The organism is Pseudomonas sp. SWRI51, assembly GCF_014268825.1.
GTDB classification, from domain to species: Bacteria; Pseudomonadota; Gammaproteobacteria; order Pseudomonadales; family Pseudomonadaceae; genus Aquipseudomonas; species Aquipseudomonas farsensis.
The window spans coordinates 1-18,199 of record NZ_JABWRG010000096.1 but is presented as its reverse complement, the minus strand read 5'-3'; the positions used below and the strand labels follow the sequence as shown (position 1 = coordinate 18,199).

The following is an 18,199-nucleotide window of genomic DNA, read 5'->3' as shown; positions in this document are numbered from 1 at the left end:
GCCCCTGCGATTCTGGTGGATGCTCAGATCCTGGGGCTGCTTCGCAGCCCTTTCGCGGCACAAGGCCGCTCCTACACTGACCGCGTAGACGGCATCGATATAGGGATGGGCGAGCTCTGTGGGAGCTGGCGACAGCCTGCGATGAGGCCCTCAAAGGCTAATACACCTCAGAGCATCAGCATCCCGCTGGCAACCCGCGTGGCATGCCCGCCGATCTTCACCCGCTGCCCTTCCAGTTTGCAGTACAACTCGCCGCCACGCGCCGAACGCTGCGCCGCGCGCAACTCGGTCTTGTCCAGCCGCTGCGCCCAGTACGGGATCAGCAAGCAGTGGGTGGAGCCTGTGACCGGGTCTTCGGGAATGCCAATGGCAGGGGCGAAGTAGCGCGATACGAAGTCATGCTCCACACCCGGCGCGTTGATGATCACGCCCAGCCCCGGCAACGCCGCGACGGCCGCCATATCCGGCTTGCAATCCAGCACCGCCTGCTCAGAAGCCAACACCACGAACAACTCCTTGCCCTGGCGCACCTCCAGCACCTCGCAACCCAGCGCTTCGGCCACCCCCGTTACCTCGGTGGCCGACTGCGCATCGATACGCGGGAAGTCCAGCCACAACAGGTCGCCATCACGGCTTACGCTCAAAAGGCCAGACTGGCTGTGGAAATCAAGCCGTGGCTTGTCCTGGCCGTACACCTCGAACAACACATAAGCACTGGCCAGGGTGGCGTGGCCACACAACGGCACCTCGGTGGACGGGGTGAACCAACGGATCGCGTAGGCCTCACCTTGAGCGACCACAAACGCCGTCTCGGCCAGGTTGTGTTCGGCGGCAATGCGCTGCATCAACGCATCGTCCAGCCACTGCTCAAGGAGGTAGACCATTGCCGGGTTACCGGCGAAGGGGCGATCACTGAAGGCGTCGACCTGGTGGAAGTGCAACTGCATGACACGGTCCTTCTAGCTTGTTATCGAAGGCCGAGCATGGGCCACCGGGCCCCGACCGTACAGTGACAGAGCAGCAGTATTTACCACCATACAGATGCGGTTTCAGCTGCGACCGATCGCCGCGAATTGCCCCTGGGTATGGGCGGCCAGCACCGTCGCCGCCAGCTCTACTTCAAGCCCCCGCCGGCCGGCGCTGACATGAATGGTGTCATGCGCCTGCGCCGAGCTGTCGATAAACGTGCGCAGGCGCTTTTTCTGGCCCAGCGGGCTGATGCCCCCTACCAGATACCCTGTGGCACGCTGTGCAGCTTGCGGGTCGGCCATCTCGCACTTCTTGACCGCAGCCGCATGGGCCAACGCTTTGAGGTCAAGGGTGCCGCCTACCGGAACCACCGCCACCAACAACTCGCCTTTCTCGCTGCTGGCGAGCAAGGTCTTGAACACGCGCTGCGGGTCGAGGCCAAGCTTCTCGGCGGCCTCCAGGCCATAGGAAGCGCTCTTGGGGTCGTGTTCATAGCTGTGCACGCGGTGTTCGGCGCGCGCCTTTTTCAACAGGTCCAAAGCGGGGGTCATCAACGGCTCCAGTCGATCACAGGTCGGCGGCTACTGTAGGACAAATCAACACACCCAGCCAGCGTACTGCCCGCACCAGAGCGGTGCCCAAGGATTCGCGCAGCACCATTGCAGTCAGAATGTGGCTATACGTTCATTTTCGACCTTTGACAGCAGCGTTTCTTGTCTATATTTTTTCGTTTCTGAATAAGCGCCGCACCCATTGAGTGCACGCTTGTTGCCCGTCCGGCGTCAATGGGGATTCACGCCGGGCTTATTTGCTGTCGAGCGCCCTGCGCCTCACAACAACAAGAACCGAGGTCATACATGACGACTGCTCTACGACAACCCACGCTATCCGCCCAATGCATGGCCGAATTTCTCGGCACCGCGCTGCTGATCTTCTTCGGTACGGGCTGCGTCGCCGCGCTCAAGGTAGCGGGGGCAAGCTTTGGCCTGTGGGAAATCAGCATCATCTGGGGGGTGGGCGTCAGCATGGCCATCTACCTCACAGCCGGAGTATCCGGTGCGCACCTGAACCCGGCGGTAAGCATCGCGCTGGCCGTATTCGCAGGCTTCGAAAAACGCAAACTGCCGTTCTACATCCTGGCCCAGGTGGGCGGCGCGTTCTGCGGCGCTGCGCTCGTTTACACGCTTTACAGCAACCTGTTCTTCGATTTCGAACAAGCCCACGCCATGCTGCGCGGCAGCCAGGCGAGCCTAGAGCTGGCCTCGGTGTTCTCGACCTATCCGCACCCGTCACTGTCCACCGGCCAGGCATTTCTGGTGGAGGTGATCATCACTGCCATTCTGATGGCCGTGATCATGGCCCTGACCGACGACAACAATGGCCTGCCACGTGGCCCGGCAGCACCGCTGCTGATCGGCCTGCTGATCGCCGTGATCGGCAGCGCCATGGGCCCGTTGACCGGCTTTGCGATGAACCCTGCGCGTGACTTCGGGCCCAAGCTCATGACCTTTTTTGCCGGCTGGGGCGAAGTTGCCTTTACTGGCGGGCGCGACATCCCGTATTTCCTGGTACCGGTATTCGCCCCCATTGTTGGCGCAAGCCTGGGTGCGGCGATCTATCGCGGCCTGATTGCGCGCAACTTGCCAAGCGTTGCGGCCACACCTGAACAGACAGACGATAATCCTCAGGGCAACACCCAGGTTTCCTGACGCCAGCGCCGCGTGCCGGCGCTCGCCACACCCTGACCTACCCCTATTTCGTGCAAGGCCATCGACATGACAGACACTCTGGACAAGAACTACATCATCGCCCTGGACCAGGGCACCACCAGTTCGCGTGCCATCATTTTCGACCGCGATGCCAATGTGGTCGGCACCTCGCAGCGCGAGTTCGCCCAGCATTACCCGCAGGCCGGCTGGGTCGAACACGACCCGATGGAAATCTTCGCCACCCAGAGCGCGACCATGGTCGAAGCCCTGGCCCAGGCTGGGTTGAGCCACGCCCAGGTTGCCGCCATCGGCATTACCAACCAGCGTGAAACCACAGTGGTGTGGGACAAGGAAACCGGCCGCCCGGTGTACAACGCGATTGTCTGGCAGTGCCGACGCAGCACCGAGATCTGCGCCCAGCTCAAGCGCGACGGCCACGAAGACTACATTCGCGAAGCCACGGGCCTGGTCACCGACCCGTATTTCTCCGGCACCAAGCTCAAGTGGATCCTCGACAACGTCGAAGGCGCGCGCGAGCGGGCCGAGCGCGGCGAATTGCTGTTCGGCACCATCGATAGCTGGCTGATCTGGAAGTTTTCCGGCGGCAAGGTGCACGTTACCGACTACACCAATGCCTCGCGCACCCTGATGTTCAACATCCACTCGCTGCAGTGGGACGACAAACTGCTGGATATCCTCGGCATTCCACGGCAGATGCTGCCCGAGGTGCGCCCTTCCTCCGAAGTGTACGGCCACACCAAGAGCGGCATCGCCATCGCCGGTATTGCCGGCGACCAGCAATCGGCACTGTTCGGGCAGATGTGCGTTGAAGCGGGCCAGGCCAAGAACACCTACGGCACCGGCTGCTTCCTGCTGATGAACACCGGCGCCCAGGCGGTCAAGTCTTCCCACGGCCTGCTCACCACCATTGCCTGCGGCCCACGTGGCGAAGTGGCCTACGCCCTGGAAGGCGCGGTATTCAACGGCGGCTCGACCGTGCAGTGGCTGCGTGACGAGCTCAAGATCGTCAACGATGCCCACGACACCGAATACTTCGCCAACAAGGTCAAGGACAGCAACGGCGTGTACCTGGTGCCCGCCTTCACCGGCCTGGGCGCCCCCTACTGGGACCCGTACGCCCGCGGCGCGCTGTTCGGCCTGACCCGTGGGGTCAAGGTCGATCACATTATCCGCGCTGCGCTGGAGTCGATCGCCTACCAGACCCGCGATGTCCTCGATGCCATGCAGCAGGACTGCGGCCAGCGCCTGAGCGCGCTGCGCGTGGACGGCGGTGCGGTGGCCAACAACTTCCTCATGCAGTTCCAGGCCGACATTCTCGGCACCTGCGTCGAGCGCCCGCAAATGCGCGAAACCACGGCATTGGGCGCTGCCTACCTGGCGGGCCTGGCCTGTGGCTTCTGGGGCAGCCTGGATGAGCTGCGCAACAAGGCGGTGATCGAGCGCGAGTTCAGCCCGCAGCTTGATGAAGGCGCCAAGGAGAAGCTCTACAAAGGCTGGCGCAAGGCCGTTGATCGCACCCGCGACTGGGAAGACCACGAGGCCTGACAGCCATCACAAACGACCATCGCGGTGCTGCAGGCGCCGCGATGGTCGTTTGCGCAAAGCGCGCTGGTCCTGCCCACCTTCCTGCGGCATCATTGCAGCATTTGTCCGGCAGCCCAAAAGGACCGCCCATGAATCTGCCCCCCCGCCAACAACAAATCCTTGAGCTGGTCCGCGAACGCGGCTACGTCAGCATCGAGGAAATGGCCCAGCTGTTCGTCGTCACGCCGCAAACCATCCGCCGCGACATCAACCAGCTCGCCGAGGCCAACCTGCTACGCCGCTACCACGGCGGCGCTGCCTATGACTCAAGCATCGAGAACACCGCCTACGCCATGCGCGCCGACCAGATGCGCGACGAAAAGCAGCGTATCGCCGAAACCGTGGCCCAGCAGATCCCCGACCACGCCTCGCTGTTCATCAATATCGGCACCACCACCGAATCCATCGCCCGCGCGCTGCTCAACCACAACCACCTGAAGATCATCACCAATAACCTGCATGTGGCGGCGATCCTCAGCGCCAAGGATGATTTTGAAGTGCTGGTGGCCGGTGGCACCGTGCGCCGCGACGGCGGCGTGGTGGGCCAGGCCAGTGTCGACTTCATCAGCCAGTTCAAGGTCGATTTCGCGGTAGTGGGTATCAGCGGTATCGATGAAGATGGCAGCCTGCTGGACTTCGATTACCAGGAAGTGCGGGTGTCCCAGGCGATCATCGCCAATGCACGCCAGGTGATCCTCGCCGCTGACTCCAGCAAATTCGGGCGCAACGCCATGGTGCGCCTGGGTTCGATCAGCCTGGTCGATTGCCTGGTGACCGACCAGCCCCCCTCGCCCGCCCTGACCGAACTGCTCACCCAGCACAAGATCCGCCTCGACGTGGTGTGATCCACGCTGCGCAAAATGGCCGCGGCTGGCAAGGCCAGCGGCCGCTTTGTTTTCGTTAATGTTCATTTGTTTGTCATCCGATCAGTTTTTTCTATAAAGACGGACTGGCGAGCGCCTGTTCATTGCGCTAGTATTTTCGAATTCGAACATGAATGTTCACATTCGATGTGAGCTACCAGGAGGCCTTGCCGTGTCCCAGCCCGTTTCGCCACAACCGCTCGACTGTTACGACCTTGCCGTCATTGGTGGCGGCATCAATGGCGTGGGGATCGCGGCCGACGCTGCCGGGCGCGGCCTTAGCGTGTTCCTTTGCGAAAAGGACGACCTCGCCCGCCACACCTCGTCGGCCAGCAGCAAGCTGATCCACGGCGGCCTGCGCTACCTGGAGCACTACGAATTCCGTTTGGTACGCGAAGCCCTGGCCGAGCGCGAAGTGCTGCTGGCCAAGGCCCCGCACATCGTCAAGCCGATGCGTTTCGTGTTGCCGCACCGCCCGCACCTGCGCCCGGCCTGGATGATCCGCGCCGGCCTGTTCCTGTACGACAACCTGGGCAAGCGCAAACGCCTGGGCGCCTCGCGCAGCCTGCGCTTTGGCCCCGGCTACCCGCTCAAACCGGCCATCACACGCGGTTTTGAATACGCCGACTGCGCAGTCGATGACGCGCGCCTGGTGGTGGTCAATGCCATGTCCGCCCGCGAACACGGCGCGCACATTCACACCCGCACCCGCTGCCTGCGCGCCGAACGTGTTGGCGGCCTGTGGCAGGTCGAGCTGGAGCATGCCGATGGCAGCCGCCAGAACATCCGCGCCCGTGCGCTGGTCAATGCCGCTGGCCCTTGGGTCGCAAGCTTCATCCGCGACGACCTCAAGCTGGACGCCCCTTACGGCATCCGCCTGATCCAGGGCAGCCACCTGATCGTGCCACGCATGTACGAGGGCGAGCACGCCTACATTCTGCAGAACGAAGACCAGCGCATCGTCTTCTGCATCCCTTACCTGGACCGTTTCACCCTGGTTGGCACCACCGACCGCGAGTACAGCGGCGACCCGGCCAAGGTGGCGATCACCGAGCAGGAAACCGACTACATGCTCAAGGTGGTCAACGACCACTTCAATCAACAACTCAGCCGTGCGGACATCCTCAACACTTATTCCGGTGTGCGCCCGCTGTGCAACGACGAGTCCGACAACCCCTCGGCCGTGACCCGCGACTACACCCTGGCGCTGTCGGCTGCTGCCGGCGAGGCTCCCTTGTTGTCGGTGTTCGGCGGCAAGCTCACCACCTACCGCAAGCTGGCCGAATCGGCGATGGCCGAACTCAAGCCTTACTTCACCCAGATGCGCGGCAGTTGGACGGCTGACGCGCCTCTGCCGGGTGGCGAAGACATGACCACGGCGCAGGCGCTGGTCGACAAGCTGCTGGCCCGTCACAGCTGGCTGCCGGTGGATATCGCCAAGCGCTGGTCGGTGACCTACGGCAACCGCGTATGGCGTTTCCTTGAAGGTGTAGAGGGGCCGGAGGATCTGGGCCAGGCGATGGGTGGCGGGCTGTTCACCCGCGAGGTGGATTACCTGCGCGCCGAAGAGTGGGCAGTCGATGCCGACGACATCCTCTGGCGCCGCACCAAGCTTGGCCTGTTCACCAATGCGGCGGAGCAACAAGCGTTGGCCGATTACCTGCAACAAGCCCGTACGACGCGCGACCGCGCCGCCTGAGGCAGCCCCTGCAAGCGGGCCAGCGCACTCTGCGCCTTAATGGCCCGCTCGCCCGACTGCTTCGCGGGCCAAGTCCCGGGTCAGAACACGTTCCGCCTCCTCCAGCTCAACCATTAATGCGTTGCACTGCTCAAGGTAGTGTTGTTCGCCACCCTCACCGGCGCCGCGCTCGAAGTCCTCCAGGCGCAGATGGAACGGTTCGGCCAAGGTTTCGAAGCGCTGCGCATGGCGATCACGCACATAGTTTTGCCAGAACGGCCGCTGCGCCAGCGACGAAATCAGCACCTCATCTGTTTCATTCTGCAGGACCGCCGCCTGCGCGCGTTTCAGGTCGCTGGTGGTAACTGATGCAAAGCTTTCGTAATGCATTTCTGCAGGCTGTGCAGGCAGCGCCAATACCCTGGCCAAACGCACACGATAAAACAGCCGAGTCTCGATTTCGTCAACCGCACTGCCCGCCTGCTGCCGCATTTGTTGCACATGCCGCGCGGCAAACGCATCCACCTCATCCAGGCGCCACAAGGCACGTCCAAGCCGCACCAGACGCTGCTCGACTTGGGCACTAGGGCCGTCGAACAGCGCCTGTTCAGCCAGCACCGATAACTCCAGCTGGCTGAGGATGAGCAACAGCCGGTCATCGCACGTGCGCACCCCGCCCGCCTCGCGAAACAGCCGCACGCGCAAAGGCAGGTGTTGCTCGGCAGCCTCAAGGATGTGCCAGACGCGCGCCCGGTAGTAATCCGGGTTTTCCTCAAAGTCATCGGTCTGGGTGAAATCATCGAGAAAGCGGAACAGGTCCGCCGAGCCGTCCTGCGCCTGAACATTCTGCCAGAGCGCCTCGCGGCGCTGGCCCTGCTCACTGCTGCGGCTCACCAACCATGGGTTGAGCGGGTCGTCGCTCCTGGAATGATGGAGCCTCCTTTGCTGGCTGACGCCGGCTGCCTGGTCTAACAACTGTTCACTGCTGGCCTGCAGCGGGTTGTCGTGCAAGCTCAAGCGCTCGATCCGCAGACGCAGGTTGCCTAAATCGCCCCGCACCCGCCGGATGCTGTTGTCGCGCAGATCAGCGATACCGCGCCATGACAGCTGGTCAGCCGGCTCAGGCAGGTTCTCAAGCCCAGTCGCACGCAGCCCGAGCCGACGCAGATGGCGTAACTCGCTTAGCGCAGGGGGCTGGCCGAGCGGATTACGGCTCAGGTCAAGGGTGTGCAGCCGAGTCAACGCTGTCAGACGCGCGTTGCCGGCGGCGTCCAGGGCTATCCGGTTGCTGCTGAGCAGCAGGCGCCTCAGGGAGGTCAGCAGCTCCAGCCCGGCCGGCAGGGCACTCAGTTGGTTGTGGCTGAGGTCAAGCTCGACAAGACCAGTAAAGCGACCGAGGAAATCGGCATCCAGGCTGGCAAGCCCCATGTTGCGCAAGATCAACCGGCGCACATGGACAAAATCCAGCCCGGTCGGCAGCGCGGGCAGGTGCCCTACCCGCTCGCCATCGATGCTCAGTACGTAGTCGCCGCCGGCATCAACCACCTTGCGCCGCCAACTGCGGCGAATGGCCTGCACCACACGCTGACGGCTGAGCAGCTCAAGCGGGTTACGCGTTGCATCACGCCAGCTTCTCAACCCCTGGCGGAGTGCATCGATCTGCAACTGCAAGCGATTGAAGTGCGCCCACAGGTCCACCCGCCGGTGCAGCAAGTCCAATACATAGGCTTCCATCTGCAAATCGGTCATGGTTGGAAACAATTGATGCATACCGCGCCGTACAGCAGCTCGCCCTCCTACGCCGCGGCCACTGAGCATGTAGCCGACCCGACCGTCTCCGAGCCGCACCGGCGGTCGCAGGCCACGCCCGATTGGCGCCATGCCGATCAGTTCGGCAACCAGGGGGCGCTCGCTTGCAGCGTTGGCAACCAGCACATCGGCAAGCCCCTGCGAACTGAGCTGGGCGTTACCCAGCATCCCTTTCTGCGCCTCGTCCAGACTCTGCCACACCGCGCCCATCAGGCTGCCTTGAGCGCTGACGCCCCCTGCCTCCGCGCCCAGCCGATAACCTGTCGGCCCGCGGACAATGCTGCGCACCTCGTCGGCCGCCTCGGCTCCATGAGCAGCAAGCAGCGGCCCATCGAGCGTGTCTTGCCGCAGTTCGATACGCATGGAGTCCGGCCAAGGTGCCAAACGGTCAATCAGCCCCAGAACCAGGCGTTCGCTATCTTCGTTGACTGCCTGGGCCAGACGCAGCCCCGCACAGGCTCGGTCCAGGCGGCTGTCACGCAATTGCCAACGTGCCTGCTCGGCCAGCTCCAGTGGGACCCTTTGGGTGGCAAGCATGGTCTCAACCTGCGCACTACTGGCCCCGGCGAGTATTTCCTCGGCACAGCGCACGCTCAGGCCTGTAAAGTCCCGGCGCAACAGGCCTGCCGCCGCACTCGGCACCACTTCGCGCTCAGCCAGGTAGCTGTCGAACGCGGCACCGCGCAGCGCCGGATACTCCAAGTGCAGTTGGTAACGCTCATAGGCGTCCAGCAGGCGTGCAGGTGCATCGGCATTCTCAAGATGCAACTGGCGCACGCGCGCCTCATCAAACGCCGTGGTGTCCAACAATACCTGGGCATCAGCGTCCGACACGGCGGCCAGGCGCCGATGCAGACGGCGCAGCAACTGGCCTGCCCCGCGCCATTGCTGCGCAGACTCGAACTGATGGCGCCAACTGCCGACACCGTTGTGTTCAAGCCAGGGGGTATGGGCGTCTTGACGCTGCGGATGGCGGATCAACCAATTGTCGCCATCGCTTGACAACCGAAACGTACCTTGCTGCAAACGCAGGTGCCATTGCCCGTCGAGCAGCGCCTGATGGCCCACGGCGATGCCTTGATCGGCGACCGCATAGCCACGCAACTGCCCATCGGCCAAGCGCACCACGCCCGCTCGAGTACGCACCGGCTCCAAGGCATCGACAAACGGAACGCGGGCCAGTTGCACCGCCGCCCCACTGACCCCGCCCACCACGACGCCCAACGCCAGGCTCTGTGCCACGCTAAACAAATGGTCCAGGGCGCCCTGGCGATCACCTAACTGCCAATCTTGATAGCCCTCATAAAGCTGTTCGCCAAGCTCGACTGCGCTGACCACCAGCATCAATTCGCCCAGTACCGGTACGAACATCCCGGCCAAGCCGAGCAGGTCGAAACCAGCGGCGAATTGCGCCTGCAAGCGCTCACGGCGGTCGGCTTCATCTTCCATTCCTGTGGGCACGGCCAGTACCTGAGCGTCGTCCAGCAGCTTGCTGAGCTGCAGCCCACGCAGGTGTGCAAGCAGGCTACCTGCCACTGGCAGATGCCGGCCATCGAGTTCGACCGCCTGCCCCGGTGGCACGCCGCGCAACAACCGCTTCAGCGTGCTGAAGAATGCGCCGCGGTCGCGCTCCTTGATGAACCGGGCAAAGAAGTCTTGGTAGTCACGCTCACGCAGGCGCTCCGCCAGGCTTGTGTATACAGCCTGCCACGAGGCATGCCGGGAGACCGGCCGATGCGGATCCTTGGCGACCCATAGAAGCACCGCCTCAAGCGTAAGCCCATCTGCTGAGCGCACCTCAAGCGTAGCCACGCCACAAACTTCCTTGCCCAGTAGGTACAACTGCCGTGCCGTAAGCTCGCCTGGCGTCGCGGGGACCACCGGACGTGCGCTGAATACCGCCAGCAGTTGTAGATAGCTCTGCTCGTCCAATTCGCCCTTGAGCAAGGCAATGCGCACCGCGAGTTCCAGGTGCAAGCGCAGGTTCTCCTGTACGGCCTGTTCCACCATCTGACGTTCGGCACTCCCTTCTTCGCCCGGCAGAAAACGCTCCTTGAGCAGCGCCTGGTAGCCTGCGCCGATATCCAACTTGCGACACAGCCCGGCGAATACTTCAAAGCCCAGACCCAGCAGTTGGCCATTGACGTCGACCAGCCTGCCACGGCGCAACACCGACGGTCGTGTCTCTTCACGGTGGAAGTTATGCAAGGCGGCGCCAAGCAGGCTCTGTCTGGAATGAAAGGTATGCCGGGGTGGCGGCAGGTTGGGCGCAGCCGTCGGCAGCTCTACGATACGCGCTATGCGCACCTGGCAGGCTCGAACGTCGAGCGCATCAAGGCCGGCATCGGACAGCGCCTGAACCAGCTTAGGCGTCGCATAGTCGTCCAGTGTCGGCAAGTCGGCGAACAACTGGCTGACAACAACGCCATGGGCCTGCTGAGCACGCATGGCACTGTGCAAAGCACTGAGTCGATCCTGGTTAGGGTGAGCCAGCCAACGTGGCAGCCTGTCGGCGATCAGGGCATCAATCGAGTCGACAGGAATGGGGATATCGGGCACGACACTCTCCTGAATGCAAAAGCACCAGCAGACCCGCTTCCAAGCAATACCGTGCGGTAGTCCACTACAGCCCGACAACAAGCCACCCATTCGGATTTCCGAATATGGCGTATCGCTTCGTTCGGCAACCCGCACGAAAAATCTTACAAAGCAATCGTAAGAAAAGATTAATCCTCAATGATTTCGCGCCGTTATGATCAATAGCGGGGCTTGGCACGAGTCATGCTCTACACTTGGAAGCCGAATGCACAGTTCACGCTGTATTCGTTGAACGAAGAGTCCGCCAACCGGCTCCATAAGAAAAACAAACACGTCGAGGAAAATTCATGCGCATCGTTCGTCAATTGCTGGGCGCCGCCATTGCGGCTGCAGTCATCGCATCGCCAGTCATGGCCGAAGAACTGACCGGCACCCTGAAGAAGATCAAGGAATCCGGCACCATCACCCTGGGCCACCGCGACTCCTCCATTCCGTTCTCCTACCTGGCCGGCAAGCCGGAGCCTGTGGGCTACTCCCACGACATCCAGCTGGCTGTGGTCGATGCCCTGAAAAAGCAACTGGGTACCGACATCAAGGTCAAGTACAACCTGGTTACCTCGCAGACCCGTATCCCGCTGGTGCAGAACGGCACCGTTGACCTGGAATGCGGCTCCACCACCAACAACGTCGAACGCCAACAGCAGGTCGGCTTCTCGGTGGGCATCTTCGAAGTGGGTACCCGCCTGCTGACCAAGGTCAAAGATGGCCAGCCATCCTATAAAGACTTCGCAGACCTGGCCGGCAAAAACGTGGTGACCACCGCCGGTACCACCTCCGAGCGCCTGCTCAAGGCCATGAATGCCGACAAGCAAATGAAGATGAACGTGATTTCCGCCAAGGACCACGGTGAAGCCTTCAACATGCTCGAAAGCGGCCGCGCCGTTGCCTTCATGATGGACGATGCCCTGCTGGCCGGTGAAATGGCCAAGGCGCGCAAGCCTGCCGACTGGGTCATCACAGGCACCCCACAGTCGTACGAAATCTACGGCTGCATGGTGCGCAAGGGTGATGATGCGTTCAAGAAAGCAGTCGATGACGCCATCGTTGCCTATTACAAGTCGGGCGAAATCAACAAGAGCTACGACAAGTGGTTCCAGCAGCCAATCCCGCCCAAGGGCCTGAACCTGCAGTTCCCGATGAGCGACGAGCTGAAAAAACTGATCGCCGAGCCTACCGACAAGGCCGCGGACGAGAAGAAGTCCTGATCCTCAGCCGTAACTAGTGGCCTGGCGCTAACGCGCGATTCCATCCGACAGGCCACTCATTAAGTGTCTACCCTTCTTTCGAGGGCGCCCAGCGCCCCCGAAAGCTCGAAGGTGCCCGTGAAACAACCGTCTGAGGGGAAATCCCGATGAATTACAACTGGGACTGGGGCGTGTTCTTCAAGTCCACTGGCGTGGGCAGCGAGACCTATCTGGACTGGTACATCACCGGTCTGGGCTGGACGATCGCCATTGCCGTTTCCGCCTGGATCATCGCACTGCTGCTGGGCTCGTTGCTGGGCGTCATGCGTACCGTGCCCAACCGCCTGGTATCGGGCATCGCTACCGCGTACGTGGAGCTGTTCCGCAACGTGCCGCTGCTGGTGCAGCTGTTCATCTGGTACTTCCTGGTACCCGATCTGCTGCCCGAAGGCCTGCAGGAATGGTTCAAGCAAGACCTCAACCCGACCACCTCGGCGCTGATCAGCGTGGTGGTGTGCCTGGGCCTGTTTACCGCTGCACGGGTGTGCGAGCAGGTGCGCACCGGCATCCAGGCGCTGCCACGCGGCCAGGAAGCCGCCGCCCGCGCCATGGGCTTCAGCCTGGCGCAGATCTACAACAACGTGCTGCTGCCGCAAGCCTACCGGATCATCATTCCGCCGCTTACCTCCGAATTCCTGAACGTGTTCAAGAACTCCTCGGTCGCCTCGCTGATCGGTCTGATGGAGCTGCTGGCGCAGACCAAGCAAACGGCTGAGTTCTCCGCCAACCTGTTCGAGGCCTTCACCCTGGCCACGCTGATCTACTTCACCCTGAACATGGGCCTGATGTTGCTGATGCGCCTGGTGGAGAAGAAAGTCGCGGTACCTGGCCTGATCTCCGTGGGGGGCAAGTAAATGGAACTGGATTTCAGCGAAATCATCCCCGCCCTTCCGGCCCTGTGGGACGGCATGGTGCTTACCCTGCAACTGATGGTCATGGGCGTGGTCGGCGGTATCGCGCTGGGCACCGTCCTGGCCCTGATGCGCCTGTCGTCGAACAAACTGATGTCGAACGTGGCTGGTGCCTACGTCAACTACTTCCGCTCCATCCCGCTGCTGCTGGTGATCACCTGGTTCTACCTGGCGGTGCCGTTCGTGCTGCGCTGGATCACCGGCGAAGACACCCCAGTGGGTGCGTTCACTTCGTGCGTAGTCGCGTTCATGATGTTCGAGGCGGCGTATTTCTGCGAAATCGTCCGCGCTGGCGTGCAGTCGATCTCCAAGGGCCAGATGGGCGCCGCGCAGGCCCTGGGCATGACCTATGGCCAGACCATGCGCCTGATCATCCTGCCCCAGGCGTTTCGCAAGATGACCCCGCTGCTGCTGCAGCAGAGCATCATCCTGTTCCAGGACACCTCGCTGGTATATACCGTGGGCCTGGTCGACTTCCTCAACTCGTCGCGCGCCAACGGCGACATCATCGGGCGCTCCCATGAGTTCCTGATCTTCGCCGGCGTCGTCTACTTCCTCGTCAGCTTCTCCGCTTCGTGGCTGGTCAAGCGCCTGCAAAAAAGGATCACCGTATGATTTCCATCAAGAACGTCAACAAGTGGTACGGCGACTTCCAGGTGCTGACCGACTGCAGCACCGAGGTCAAGAAGGGCGAAGTGGTGGTGGTCTGCGGCCCGTCCGGTTCCGGCAAGTCCACCCTGATCAAGTGCGTCAACGCCCTTGAACCGTTCCAGAAGGGCGACATCGTGGTCGATGGCACCTCGATCGCCGACCCCAAGACCAACCTGCCCAAGCTGCGCTCGCGGGTCGGCATGGTGTTCCAGCACTTCGAGCTGTTCCCGCACCTGACCATCACCGAGAACCTCACCATTGCCCAGCGCAAGGTGCTTGGCCGCAGCGAAGCCGAAGCCACCAAGAAGGGCCTGGACCTGCTCGACCGTGTTGGCCTCAGTGCCCACGCCAAGAAGCACCCGGGCCAGTTGTCCGGTGGCCAGCAGCAGCGAGTGGCAATTGCCCGCGCACTGTCGATGGACCCGATCGTCATGCTGTTTGACGAACCGACCTCGGCGCTGGACCCTGAAATGGTCAACGAAGTACTGGACGTGATGGTGGAGCTTGCCCACGAAGGCATGACCATGATGTGCGTAACCCACGAAATGGGCTTTGCACGCAAGGTCGCCAACCGGGTGATCTTCATGGACAAGGGCAACATCATCGAGGACTGCGTGAAGGAAGACTTCTTCGGCAAGCCCGAAGGCCGCCACGAACGCACTCAGCACTTCCTCAGCAAGATCCTGCAACACTAAGCAGGCCGCCGTGTCCGCTGCCTACGGGCAGCGGATGCTGGTCGTGACAAGGCCACTGTGATGAAATGCGACCCCTCGCTCCTTCGCCCTGCCCAGCCCGCCGTGAAATCCCGCCTGATCCGCCAATTGTTGCTGCCACCTCTGGTCATCCTGCTGATGGTTGGCTTGGGCTTCGTCGGTTTCTCGATCAGCGAGAGCAACGGCATCCGCGCCCTTAGCGAAAACGGCGAGCGTCAGCTTGAGCTGCACGCGCGCACGGTCGAGAGCGAAATCAGCAAGTACACCTACCTGCCCAGCCTGCTTGAGCTTGAAGACAGCGTCTCGCAACTGCTCACCGACCCCGAGGCAGGCGACCGCCAATCGGTCAACGAATACCTCGAAGGCTTGAACCGCCGCAGCCGCAGCCGAGCGATCTTCGTGCTCGACACCAACGGCCGGGTGCAAGCCACCAGCAACTGGCGCGATGCCGACTCGTTCCTCGGTGAAGACCTGGCCTTCCGTGCCTACTTCCAGGATGCCGTACGCGGCGAACCTGGGCGCTTCTACGGCATCGGCAGCACCACCGGCGAAGCGGGGTATTTCCTCGCCCATGGCCTGGAAGAACACGGCAAGATCATCGGCGTGGCGGTGATCAAAGTGCGCCTGGACACCCTCGAAGAGCGCTGGCAACGGGCCCGCCTGGAAGCCTTCGTCAGCGACGAGAACGGCATCATCATTCTGTCCAGCGACCCGGCGCGGCGCCTCAAGTCAGTCCGCCCACTGACCCCGCAGATCAAGGAACGCCTGGCGCGCAGCCTGCAGTACTATTGGTGGCCGCTTAACGAGCTGCAGCCACTGGGCCGCGAGACCCTGGCCGATGGCGTGGAAAAACTCACCTTCCCGGCCAACCGCCAAACCGACAAGGGTAAACAGCACGAGGTCGCCTACCTGGCGCAGACCCGCCGCCTGGCTGACACGCCGTGGAACTTCACCCTGCTGACGCCGCTGCAGGACCTGCGCCGCGAATCGATGGTGCAAGGCATTCTGGTCGGCGTCGCGTTTGCCTTGCTGGCGATCCTGGGCATCGCCTGGAACGAGCGGCGCAAGGTGATCGCCACCCGCCTGGCGGCCCGTGAGGCGCTGGAAGAGGCCAACAGCCAGCTGGAGCGGCGCATTACCGAGCGCACCACCGACCTGCGCGCCAGCAACGAACGGCTCAAGGGCCAGATACGCGAGCGCCGCCACGCCGAACAGACCCTGCGCCACGCCCAGGACGAGCTGGTCCAGGCCGGCAAGCTGGCGGCGATCGGGCAGATGTCGACCAGCATTGCCCACGAGCTCAACCAGCCGCTGGCCGCGCTGCGCACGCTGTCCGGCAACACCGTTCGGTTTCTCGAACGCGGCGCGCTGGAAACCGCCAGCACCAACCTGCGCACCATGAACGACCTGATCGACCGCATGGGGCGCATTACCGCGAGCCTGCGCTCGTTCGCCCGGCGCGGTGACGACAGTGGCCAGGCCTCGCTGGAAAAAGCCGTCGACGCCACCTTGCAGGTGCTGGGCGAACGTATCAGCGCCAGCCACGTGCAACTGCACCGCGAGTTCGCGGACCTGCAACTGGCCATCGATCAAACCCGCCTGGAGCAGATTCTGGTCAACCTGATCGGCAACGCCCTGGACGCCATGGCCACCCAGCCAAACGCCGAGTTGTGGCTAGAAGGCGAAGTGCAGGGCGACAAGTACCGCCTGCGGGTGCGCGACAATGGCCACGGCATCGACCCCGAGGCACGCAAGCATTTGTTCGAACCGTTCTTCACCACCAAACCAGGCGAGCACGGCCTGGGCCTGGGCCTGACCTTGTCGGCCAGCCTGGCCACCGCCGCCAAGGGCACCTTGAGCGTCGAAGACCCCGCCAACGGCGGCACTGCGTTCATTCTCGCCCTGCCTTTGGTAACCCCTCCCAGCGAAACGGCAGATTCCCCATGACTCAAGCGCCCCTCTCCGTCCTGATCGTCGAAGACGACCCGCATGTGCTGCTCGGCTGCCAGCAGGCCCTGGCTCTGGAGGACATCGCGTGCGAAGGCGTGGGCAGTGCCGAACAGGCGCTGGAGCGCATCGGCGACAACTTTGCCGGCATCGTGGTCAGCGACATCCGCCTGCCTGGCATCGACGGCCTGGAACTGCTCAACCGCCTCAAGGCCCGCGACCGCAGCCTGCCGGTGGTACTGATCACCGGCCACGGCGACATCGACATGGCGGTGGGCGCGATGCGCAATGGCGCCTACGACTTCATGGAAAAGCCATTTTCCCCCGAGCGCCTGGTGGATGTGGTGCGCCGCGCCCTGGAGCAGCGTGGGCTGGCCCGTGAAGTGGTCGCTTTGCGCCGGCAACTGGCTGAACAGAGCAGCCTGGAGGGCCGCATCATCGGCCGCTCGCCGGCCATGCAACAGCTGCGAGAACTGATCAGCAATGTGGCCGATACCTCGGCCAACGTGTTGATCGAAGGCGAGACGGGCACCGGCAAGGAGCTGGTCGCCCGTTGCCTGCACGACTTCAGCCGGCGCCAGAGCCAGCCGTTCGTGGCACTGAACTGCGGCGGCCTGCCGGAAAACCTGTTCGAGAGCGAGATTTTCGGCCACGAGGCCAACGCGTTTACAGGCGCCGGCAAGCGCCGTATCGGCAAGATCGAGCACGCCAATGGCGGCACGCTGTTCCTCGATGAAGTGGAGAGCATGCCGATCAACCTGCAGATCAAGCTGCTGCGTGTGTTGCAGGAGCGCACGCTGGAGCGACTGGGTTCGAACCAGAGCATCGCGGTGGATTGCCGGGTCATCGCCGCTACCAAGTCCGACCTCGATGCACTGGGGCAGACCGGGCAGTTTCGTAGCGACCTGTATTACCGCCTCAATGTGGTGACCCTGGAGCTGCCACCGCTGCGTGAGCGCCGGGAAGACATTCTGCAACTGTTCGAGCACTTCCTGCAGCAGTCGGCGCTGCGCTTCGACCGCGAAACCCCCGAGCTGGACAGCCAGACGTTGTCGCGGCTGATGGCCCATGACTGGCCGGGCAACGTGCGCGAACTGCGCAATGTCGCCGAGCGTTACGCCCTGGGCCTGCCGGCCTTCAAGAAAGGCCCGAGCGGCGGCGCCAGCCAAGGCCTGGGTTTTGCCGAGGCGGTGGAGGCGTTCGAGCGTAACCTGCTGACCGATGCCTTGCAGCGCAGCGGTGGCAACCTCAGCCAGGCTAGCCAGGAGTTGGGCATGGCCAAGACCACGCTGTTCGACAAGGTGAAGAAGTACGGCTTGGGGTAAGTATTTTCAAAGTACCGGCCTCATCGCAGGCTGGCGCCAGCTCCCACAGGGTCTGAGTTCGGCCCAATATCGCGGCTGGGCAAGTTCACTGTGGGAAATGCTATGGTTTTGTACAAGCCTGTTCTCGCCAGACATATCTCCTTGTGGCGAGCGGGCTTGCCCCGCGTTGGGCTGCGC

13 protein-coding genes are annotated in these 18,199 nt (G+C 62.8%); 10 read left to right on the top strand and 3 right to left on the bottom strand.

Annotated elements, in window-relative coordinates; all coding sequences use genetic code 11:
• Positions 1-167 precede the first annotated feature (167 nt).
• Both HU720_RS20415 and ybaK read right to left on the bottom strand, forming a co-directional pair.
• Positions 168-947 (bottom strand): PhzF family phenazine biosynthesis protein, encoded by a 780-nt coding sequence (locus HU720_RS20415; RefSeq protein WP_186522294.1) that lies wholly within the window; start codon positions 945-947, stop codon positions 168-170.
• Between the two features lie 102 nt (positions 948-1,049).
• Positions 1,050-1,520, bottom strand: a complete 471-nt coding sequence (ybaK, locus tag HU720_RS20410; RefSeq protein ID WP_186522292.1) for a Cys-tRNA(Pro) deacylase — start codon at positions 1,518-1,520, stop codon at positions 1,050-1,052.
• 306 nt (positions 1,521-1,826) lie between these two features.
• Between ybaK and HU720_RS20405 the strand changes: the two genes are divergently transcribed.
• From HU720_RS20405 to glpD, 4 genes are all read left to right on the top strand, one after another.
• Entirely contained in the window at positions 1,827-2,678 is an 852-nt protein-coding gene (locus tag HU720_RS20405) for an MIP/aquaporin family protein (RefSeq protein WP_186522288.1), read from the top strand.
• Between the two features lie 66 nt (positions 2,679-2,744).
• Positions 2,745-4,244, top strand: coding sequence for a glycerol kinase GlpK (gene glpK, locus HU720_RS20400; RefSeq protein WP_186522286.1), 1,500 nt, complete (start codon positions 2,745-2,747; stop codon positions 4,242-4,244).
• 128 nt (positions 4,245-4,372) lie between these two features.
• A complete protein-coding gene (locus tag HU720_RS20395; protein WP_186522276.1) occupies positions 4,373-5,128 on the top strand; it encodes a DeoR/GlpR family transcriptional regulator in 756 nt (251 codons plus the stop codon).
• 190 nt (positions 5,129-5,318) lie between these two features.
• Complete coding sequence (gene glpD, locus HU720_RS20390; protein ID WP_186522267.1) at positions 5,319-6,845, top strand: glycerol-3-phosphate dehydrogenase; 1,527 nt, start codon at positions 5,319-5,321, stop codon at positions 6,843-6,845.
• A 36-nt stretch (positions 6,846-6,881) separates the two neighbouring features.
• Here glpD and HU720_RS24635 read toward each other — a convergent pair whose 3' ends face one another.
• On the bottom strand, positions 6,882-11,192 hold the full coding sequence (locus tag HU720_RS24635) for an NEL-type E3 ubiquitin ligase domain-containing protein (protein WP_186522266.1): 4,311 nt from the start codon (positions 11,190-11,192) through the stop codon (positions 6,882-6,884).
• A 326-nt stretch (positions 11,193-11,518) separates the two neighbouring features.
• On the opposite strand from HU720_RS24635, the gene HU720_RS20380 reads away from it, so the two are divergent.
• The 6 genes from HU720_RS20380 to HU720_RS20355 all read left to right on the top strand — a co-directional run bounded on the left by HU720_RS20380 (position 11,519) and on the right by HU720_RS20355 (position 18,022).
• Entirely contained in the window at positions 11,519-12,436 is a 918-nt protein-coding gene (locus HU720_RS20380) for a glutamate/aspartate ABC transporter substrate-binding protein (RefSeq protein WP_186522265.1), read from the top strand.
• Positions 12,437-12,582: 146 nt separating this feature from the next.
• Complete coding sequence (locus HU720_RS20375; protein WP_186522264.1) at positions 12,583-13,329, top strand: amino acid ABC transporter permease; 747 nt, start codon at positions 12,583-12,585, stop codon at positions 13,327-13,329.
• On the top strand, positions 13,330-14,001 hold the full coding sequence (locus HU720_RS20370) for an ABC transporter permease subunit (protein ID WP_186522263.1): 672 nt from the start codon (positions 13,330-13,332) through the stop codon (positions 13,999-14,001).
• Complete coding sequence (locus HU720_RS20365) at positions 13,998-14,732, top strand: amino acid ABC transporter ATP-binding protein (RefSeq protein ID WP_186522262.1); 735 nt, start codon at positions 13,998-14,000, stop codon at positions 14,730-14,732. The genes HU720_RS20370 and HU720_RS20365 overlap by 4 nt, the downstream gene beginning before the upstream one ends.
• 60 nt (positions 14,733-14,792) lie before the next feature.
• Positions 14,793-16,697: an ATP-binding protein gene (locus HU720_RS20360; protein ID WP_186522261.1), complete on the top strand. Its 1,905-nt coding sequence runs from the start codon at positions 14,793-14,795 to the stop codon at positions 16,695-16,697.
• Positions 16,694-18,022, top strand: coding sequence for a sigma-54 dependent transcriptional regulator (locus tag HU720_RS20355; protein WP_186522260.1), 1,329 nt, complete (start codon positions 16,694-16,696; stop codon positions 18,020-18,022). The genes HU720_RS20360 and HU720_RS20355 overlap by 4 nt, the downstream gene beginning before the upstream one ends.
• The last annotated feature ends 177 nt before the right edge of the window (positions 18,023-18,199 follow it).

Excerpts from the sequence above, each read along its gene's own strand:
- HU720_RS20415 (WP_186522294.1), bottom strand. The coding sequence starts at position 947 with ATGCAGTTGCACTTCCACCAGGTCGACGCCTTCAGTGATCGCCCCTTC.
- ybaK (WP_186522292.1), bottom strand. The coding sequence starts at position 1,520 with ATGACCCCCGCTTTGGACCTGTTGAAAAAGGCGCGCGCCGAACACCGC.
- HU720_RS20405 (WP_186522288.1), top strand. The coding sequence starts at position 1,827 with ATGACGACTGCTCTACGACAACCCACGCTATCCGCCCAATGCATGGCC.
- glpK (WP_186522286.1), top strand. The coding sequence starts at position 2,745 with ATGACAGACACTCTGGACAAGAACTACATCATCGCCCTGGACCAGGGC.
- HU720_RS20395 (WP_186522276.1), top strand. The coding sequence starts at position 4,373 with ATGAATCTGCCCCCCCGCCAACAACAAATCCTTGAGCTGGTCCGCGAA.
- HU720_RS20380 (WP_186522265.1), top strand. The coding sequence starts at position 11,519 with ATGCGCATCGTTCGTCAATTGCTGGGCGCCGCCATTGCGGCTGCAGTC.
- HU720_RS20375 (WP_186522264.1), top strand. The coding sequence starts at position 12,583 with ATGAATTACAACTGGGACTGGGGCGTGTTCTTCAAGTCCACTGGCGTG.
- HU720_RS20370 (WP_186522263.1), top strand. The coding sequence starts at position 13,330 with ATGGAACTGGATTTCAGCGAAATCATCCCCGCCCTTCCGGCCCTGTGG.
- HU720_RS20365 (WP_186522262.1), top strand. The coding sequence starts at position 13,998 with ATGATTTCCATCAAGAACGTCAACAAGTGGTACGGCGACTTCCAGGTG.
- HU720_RS20360 (WP_186522261.1), top strand. The coding sequence starts at position 14,793 with ATGAAATGCGACCCCTCGCTCCTTCGCCCTGCCCAGCCCGCCGTGAAA.
- HU720_RS20355 (WP_186522260.1), top strand. The coding sequence starts at position 16,694 with ATGACTCAAGCGCCCCTCTCCGTCCTGATCGTCGAAGACGACCCGCAT.